Source organism: Peptostreptococcus sp. (assembly GCF_977045075.1).
Genome location: NZ_CDRRTB010000086.1, coordinates 1 through 7,000, shown reverse-complemented (window position 1 = coordinate 7,000; position 7,000 = coordinate 1). Strand labels below are relative to the sequence as shown.

4 protein-coding genes are annotated in these 7,000 nt (G+C 37.2%); 2 read left to right on the top strand and 2 right to left on the bottom strand.

The features are described from left to right. Both ACW6OJ_RS06945 and ACW6OJ_RS06940 read left to right on the top strand, forming a co-directional pair. Positions 1–1,765, top strand: a 1,765-nt coding sequence (locus tag ACW6OJ_RS06945; RefSeq protein ID WP_456096124.1) for an LPXTG cell wall anchor domain-containing protein, incomplete at its 5' end; no start/stop codon positions are given. Beyond that, positions 1,765–2,358: a class D sortase gene (locus ACW6OJ_RS06940; protein WP_456096123.1), complete on the top strand. Its 594-nt coding sequence runs from the start codon at positions 1,765–1,767 to the stop codon at positions 2,356–2,358. The genes ACW6OJ_RS06945 and ACW6OJ_RS06940, both read left to right, overlap by 1 nt. Before the next feature lie 108 nt (positions 2,359–2,466). Here ACW6OJ_RS06940 and ACW6OJ_RS06935 read toward each other — a convergent pair whose 3' ends face one another. Both ACW6OJ_RS06935 and ACW6OJ_RS06930 read right to left on the bottom strand, forming a co-directional pair. After that, entirely contained in the window at positions 2,467–4,203 is a 1,737-nt protein-coding gene (locus ACW6OJ_RS06935) for a cell wall-binding repeat-containing protein (protein ID WP_456096122.1), read from the bottom strand. A 367-nt stretch (positions 4,204–4,570) separates the two neighbouring features. Then, the coding region (locus ACW6OJ_RS06930) for a cell wall-binding repeat-containing protein (protein WP_456096121.1) at positions 4,571–7,000 on the bottom strand (2,430 nt) is incomplete at its 5' end.

Below are 7,000 nucleotides of genomic sequence, written 5' to 3'. Positions count from 1 at the left end.
AGAGGAAAATAATGTCAGCCTAAAGGCAAAGATGGAAGCAAGTAACGGAACAGACAGTGAATTAAATAAGGAAAAGACAAAGAGCCCTTACAATAAGGCCCATGACCATACAAACCCAGACTACGAAAAGTTCTACGGAGCTGGTGATATGGAGTTTAACTACTGGACTAACAAGTCTGCTAAGCAGGAAAACATCAGGGTCAACTTTGCCACAGACTACAAGATAGACGATGCCAAGCTAGAGGTTGGTCTTCCATATGAGGATTTAAATACACTTATAACTAATGGTAAGCTTAAGATCTCTAATGCAAGTAAGTGGTTAACAGAAAGATATTATAGAAATGAATCGGGCTATGACACAATAGACCCTAACGTAATACCAGACTATGTAATAGATGCTAATAAGATAATCTTTGATCTTGGTAAGCTAGAAGCAAGGACTGGAGGAAGCCTACAGTTCCACAGGACATTTGATACGAATGAAGATTTTGATAATGCCATAAAGGATACAAAGGCAACTGCAGAAATGAAGGGAAAATGGAACTTTGATAACCTAGTTCTTCCTGGAAATACAACAACTTACAAGTATAAGATCAATGAAACTAAAGAAAATACAATAGACGAAAAGGACTATAAGTCACGTCAGAAGGTCTACTACAACGAGGATGGTACTCCAACTAAGAATGGATATATAGTTGGTGAAGATATTAGTATCGTAAAGCAGGGTAAAGACGGAGCTTGTGATATCATAACAGTTGAAAAGAAAATAAATGACAAGGTGAACCTAAATGCATCTGCAAAAATAGATACTCGCCTAAAAGATTATTCAAACAATGGATATACAGAAAAAATTATAAATGAAAACAACCACAGTATCACTACTGAAACTGAAAAGAAGGCCGCTGAAAAGTTATCTGGACCAGGTAACCTTGAGGTTCACCACTGGCAGGATGGACCAAATGAAAGCACAAAGCAGCAGCATTGGAGATTCGTATTTGCAACTGACTATGCTATCCAGAATGGTAAAATCACTGTTAAGCTACCTTACGAATTAAAGGATAACTATACAATAGAGGATACTACTAATTGGCTTGTAGATAGGTACTATCCAGCAGTAACTGGTAAGAAGTTTTATTCAGACCTAAATCTAGTAAACAAGGATACATACAAGTCAAAGATCCAGATTGATGGAGACAACCTAACGATTGATGTTGGTGACATTCCAGCAAGAACTGCCCTTTCATTTACAGTACATAAGAAGTTTGCTACTCCTCAGGACTTTAGCAAGGATATAAAGGAAGCAAGCATTAATGTTTCAGGTAATTGGAGATTAGATGAAAAGTATATCAAGCTACCAACTACTAAGATTACTCATGATATAAAGTGTGGTACTTGTGAGCTACCAAATATACCAACACCTAACAAACCAGTTCCTAACAAGCCAGAGGAACCAAAGAATCCTGAGCCAAATAAACCAGAAGAACCTAAGAACCCTGAGCCAAACAAGCCAGTAGAGCCAAAGAATCCTGAGCCAAATAGACCAGTAGAACCTAAGAGTCCTGTAGAACCTAAGAGTCCAGTGCCAAGTAAGCCAGTGCCAAACAAGTACGTACCTAACAAGCCACAGGTTACTTACAAGAAGACTAAGGTTTCTGAAAACAGCTTACCTGATACAAACTCAAGTATCTGGTCTCTAGGAGCAGGTGGAGCTTTATCATTAGCTCTTGGCTTTGTTCTATCACGTAAGAAAAAACAGGATAAATAATGAGATCTATAATAAGTAAAATACTAATGATTCTAGGCTCAGCAGTCATTATCTATGTAGGGGTTAACCTATATAAGATGGAGGTGGCTCAAAATCATTACTTGAAGCTTGCCAACACTAAAATAGAAAAAGAAAGCAAGACTCAAGTTAAGGAAAATGACAATGACAAGGCAGACAGTGAAGATGCTAAGGAAGAACTAAAGGTTGGGGATGTTATTGGAATACTCAATATACCAAGACTAGATAGGGAAATACCTATTATTGAAGGAACAGGTTCTGATAGCCTAGACAAGGGTGTAGGTCACCTATCTAGTTCCTATATGCCTAGAGAAGATAACATGATTTTTTTGGCAGGCCATAGGAATACAGTATTTACGAATTTCAATAAGATACAAAAGGGTGATAGCTTTTATTTTAAGAACTCAAAGGGCAACTATAAGTATACAGTCAAGAATATTAAGATAGTGCCTAGAGACGATAAGACCATCATCAAGAAATATGACGAGGAGGTTTTAATAGTCTGCACCTGCTATCCTTTTGGGTACCTAGGAGATGCACCGGATAGAATTATATTTTATGCCTATCCTAGCTAAGACTAAGCCGGTCATATTTTAACTAAATAGCAAGATAAAACCACCAGCACAGCTGGTGGTTCTTTATTCCTACAATGAGGGCTATGCTTAAAGCATAGCCCTAGTTTATTACTTATAAAAATCAGCCTTTATAGCAGCCAACCTCTTTGGATAAAAGTCCCTATCCTTTGTATACTTATAATCACTTATGTAATAGTAGTCATGTATAGAAGGCTCAAGGGTCTTGTCTATAATATCCTGTGATGCATCCTTGTATCTTACAGGTACCCCGGTAGTATTTATCTGGTGGGTCTGGCCATCCTCATCTAAAAAGACATTTTCTGTGTGATAGTCTCCCTTATTGTCCATACCCAATACGGCAAAGCTTGGTATCCTCATAAGCATGGCTGCAAGGTCACTATAATAGGTAAAGGCCGCACAGCTAGCTGTACCCTTTTGCCATAGGGCATATGGGCTTGAAGAATTTTCACTGTATTCCCTAGAATTAGAAAGCCTATAGAAATACTTCCTCTTTGAATATAGGGTTAGCTTCCTATACTTGCCATAGTTAGTAGGCTCATTTAAGGCACCTGAATTCCTTATATCATTTCTTATGTGGTTTAGGTTGTCTACAAAGTCCTTCTTGTTGTAGCGATTACCATTTAGCTGGTCTGTAAAGCGTCCTGGCTTAAGCCAGTAGTGGTAGACCTTATCATTTCCCTTGTAGGCCTTTAGTACAAATCCTGTATCTTCTATAATATAGCTAAGGGCAGTTGAAATTCCATTCACATCATCATTTTCAATCCTTACAGATTCGCCTGCTGTCTCGATACCATTTACAAATCTAGCTAATATATACCTATCTAGGTCCTTTTGACTATTAATCCTACCATCAAAGCTAAAGGTCAATGGGTCATTATCATTGGAATTAGGGTATTCATTGCTTACTTGATCATCCGAGTCAATATTATCTAGCTGATCTCCCCTAGAAATCCTACCCAGCTGAGTCATGGAATTTGATAAAAGTCCACCTACTACTAGGTTGGTATTTTCCCTGATAAGCTTGGCATTGTAGCTTGATATATTCCTATTATTGAGCAAAACTATCTTGTTGCTACCATCTAATAGGTTGACAGCTGAAAGGGCATCTGCATAATTACCACCATATGTTAATATATTCTGGCCCATATCAGCTAACTTCGTATTTATCTTTTCATTAGTCTCATAGCGAGTAGTGCCGGCTAGCCTCTCTCCCCCATCTTGAATAATTGATGACTTATCTCCAAAGGTATACTTAACTATTTTGTCAGTCCTGTATGGCTTTGAGCCATTAACTAGCATTAGGCCAAGTCTTTCCTTCTTCAAAAGCGGTGATGCTGATAGGGCATCCGGGTAGTTTCTACCATCTGCCACACCTACAGACTCAAAGCCCTCTAGGGTTTTGGCATTTGTTTCATACCTTGACTGGCCAGAAATTCTCTCGGTTGGTATATTTATATTATTGATTCCCTTAAGGACTATATCACTAATACTGTCAGTACCACCTACTATAAATACCTTTTGGGGATTTATCTTTCTAATCTGACCTGTAATATCAGTCTGCTTACCTATTAAGATTAACTTAGTCTTTGGATGGCTATTAAGTATATTTACGCTACTCAAACTATCTGCAAAGGAATAGGCATTAGCAAGAACTACATAATCTATCTTTGAACCATCCTTTAAGGCTGTTGTTATCGATGTCTGTATCCTATCACTTCCGGCAACAAGGTCGATATTTCCAGCTGCAAAGGTATTTAGAACAGGTCCTAAGCTTATAAAGCCTGCCAAAGACAGAGATAATATTCTTTTCATTTTTATATTCATAGATTCTTCTCTTATAAAATATTAAATTTTACCCTCTCTATAATTTTGATAAAGAATATAATGAATCAGCCTGTCCATATCTGACCTAGTTGGACTTGCGACCCTTCAATTAGAAATCTATATTCTCTATCTCTTCATTATAATACCTTTTCGCCGATTTTATTAATCATTTTTTTGTTTTTCTTACAAAGTTTGTCTAAGAGATCCTTTTATCTTGTAATCAAGACTAAGGGGATATGAACAATCTTGTCCCTATCCCCTTACTTATAATATTGCCTATTAGATCTTTCTCCAGTATTACTTATCTAAGCCTATTTAATTTTAGCTATTAAATTCGACTCAATATCGCTTATTAGAACTCGCTTTATTACTTATTCAAACTTGCTTCAAGGGAATTGCTTATAGTGTTCACACCACCCAACAATACAGCCTTGCTTGAATTATTATCAACAATTGACCTCACCTTTGATGGTATGCTGTCCTTTCTCACAAGTAATATCGGTGCCTGGGCCTTTTCTGTCACTGCTCCTGCTGATAATGCATCAATTGCATTATATCCATTTGATAGCATTACTGTTTTAGGATTTGAATATGATTCTTTCGCTATTTCTATAGCTGTATCAAACCTATCAGCACCTGCAATTCTCCTCTTTTTATTAGCCCTAATATTGTTAACAATGGAATCTGGAATAGATCCACTTCCACCAACTATCAACAACTCATTTACATTCCAAGAATCTAGCTTTGATTTTACAGATGAATCTATCTTACGACTATTAACCAACAACACTGGTATATCAGACTTAGTTGCCAGACTAGATACTGTAAGTGCATCTGCAGACTTTTCACCATTAATCAATATGGCCTTATTAGATCCACCTAGGTCTCTTACCCTTTGAGCTAGAGTAGAGGCTGTTTCATACCTATTTGAACCTGATATTCTAGACACCTTATATCCAGCATCTTTTAATTTATTTTCAACTGCTGGTGAAATTGATGAATTTCCTCCTACTATTACTATATTCTTTGCCTTCAGTCTAGAAATTTCATTCTCTACACTTGAAGGTATATTCGCTTTTGATGATAGTAGTATAGGCGCCTTGTTTATCTTCGCAAATGAAGCTGATACCAAGGCATCTGCACTATTGATTCCACTCGCTAGTACAACTGTATCCGCATTCTTGAAGTATTGCTTACTTATTAGTGCAGATGTTTCATACCTGTCACTACCTGATATCCTTGACTTGTTTTCATCATTAGCATTATTGTCAGTGTACTCTTTTGCCTTTGACCAGTCAAATACTAAAATGGCATTTTGGCTACCTGCCCCCTTGCTTATCTTGTCATATGTACTAGCCTGGTTGCTGCTAATGGCATCCATAGCATCCACTGCTACTTTTACATAAATTTTTTCTTCCTTTCCATTTCTGATAAATTTATACCTCTTAGGGAAGGTTCTTTGCTTGCCCTCAAGATCAGTATCCCTATATTCCTTGTCTATTATAGCTGGTTTAAGGCTTCCATTTAAACCAGTATCGTAAACGGATAGGTCCCACAAATGACCATACTTGTTAGCAAAGCTAAGCCCCTTAAAGCTTACATAGTATTCAAACTTGTTCTTAGATACTTTTACAATTATATCTTTTTCCATGGCCGGATTACCCATTGATTCTTTGTTTTCATAGGCATGCCATAACTTTACCGGAACAGAATATATCTTAGTATCTTTATCATCATTTTTGTCAACTATTCCACCATCCAACTTACCTTTATCAATTTTTTCATCAGTTTTAATATTGTCATTTGGATTTGCATCGTCCTTTATGCTCAATATTGCAAAATTAAGAACCTGTGATGCACTTACTAATTCCAAATATGTAGGATTTGATTTTCCTAATACTCCCTCAACCTTCTTAATAGCCCTTTCAAGTATTCCTTTTGAATTGCCCTTTGCTATGCCAGAATTAACCAGATGCTTGGCAATTTCTAGATCTTTCTTTAATTGAGCCTCTGCATTTTCAATAGATTCGTCTGGTTTCGGAAGGTCAGGAGTCGGATTGCTAGGATTCGGTTCCTTTGGTATGGATGAAATATCTAGTATTAATCTAGCATTTTGTGCACCCTTCCACTTTGCTCCTGCGATATCATAAGGCGCTTGTCCTCCATTAATTATGGCGTCCATAGCATCTACTGCCACCTGTATTTTAACTAGGTCAGATAGCTTATCAAGTGTAAATTTATACTCTGCAGGGAAGTCCCTTTCTTGACCAACAATATCCTTGTCCTTAAGAGTTTTTGAAGCTTGTATTTCTGTTTTTTCACTATCAAAACCATCTTTATATATTTTTAATCCATAAAGATGTCCATAAAATTCCTTGGAACCAAAGTTTGCATGGATTCCCTTAAATTTGATAGTGTATTCATATTTACCATTGCTCTTCTTCTCTATTGTCGCTGTAGGCAATAGGGCTGCTGAACCCATAGAATTTTTATCTTCATAGCCATGTTTTAGCTGAACCGGAACACTCCACTTATTTGGTTGTGGTTGAGGGTTTGGATCTGGCTGAGGATTTGGATCTGGCTGAGGATTTGGTTGAGTTCCATTTACAGGTTTTAACTGCCTGTAGTCTATTACAACTGGTGCATACTGGAAGGCATCCTTTTCTGGATTCCCCTCAAATATGCCATTCATAACATCTACAGAAATACCTATATACCTCATTGGATTTGACTTATCGCTATCTATTGGAAGCTCCACCTTCTGTATATACTCTCTCTCCTTGCCGTCAAAACCTTT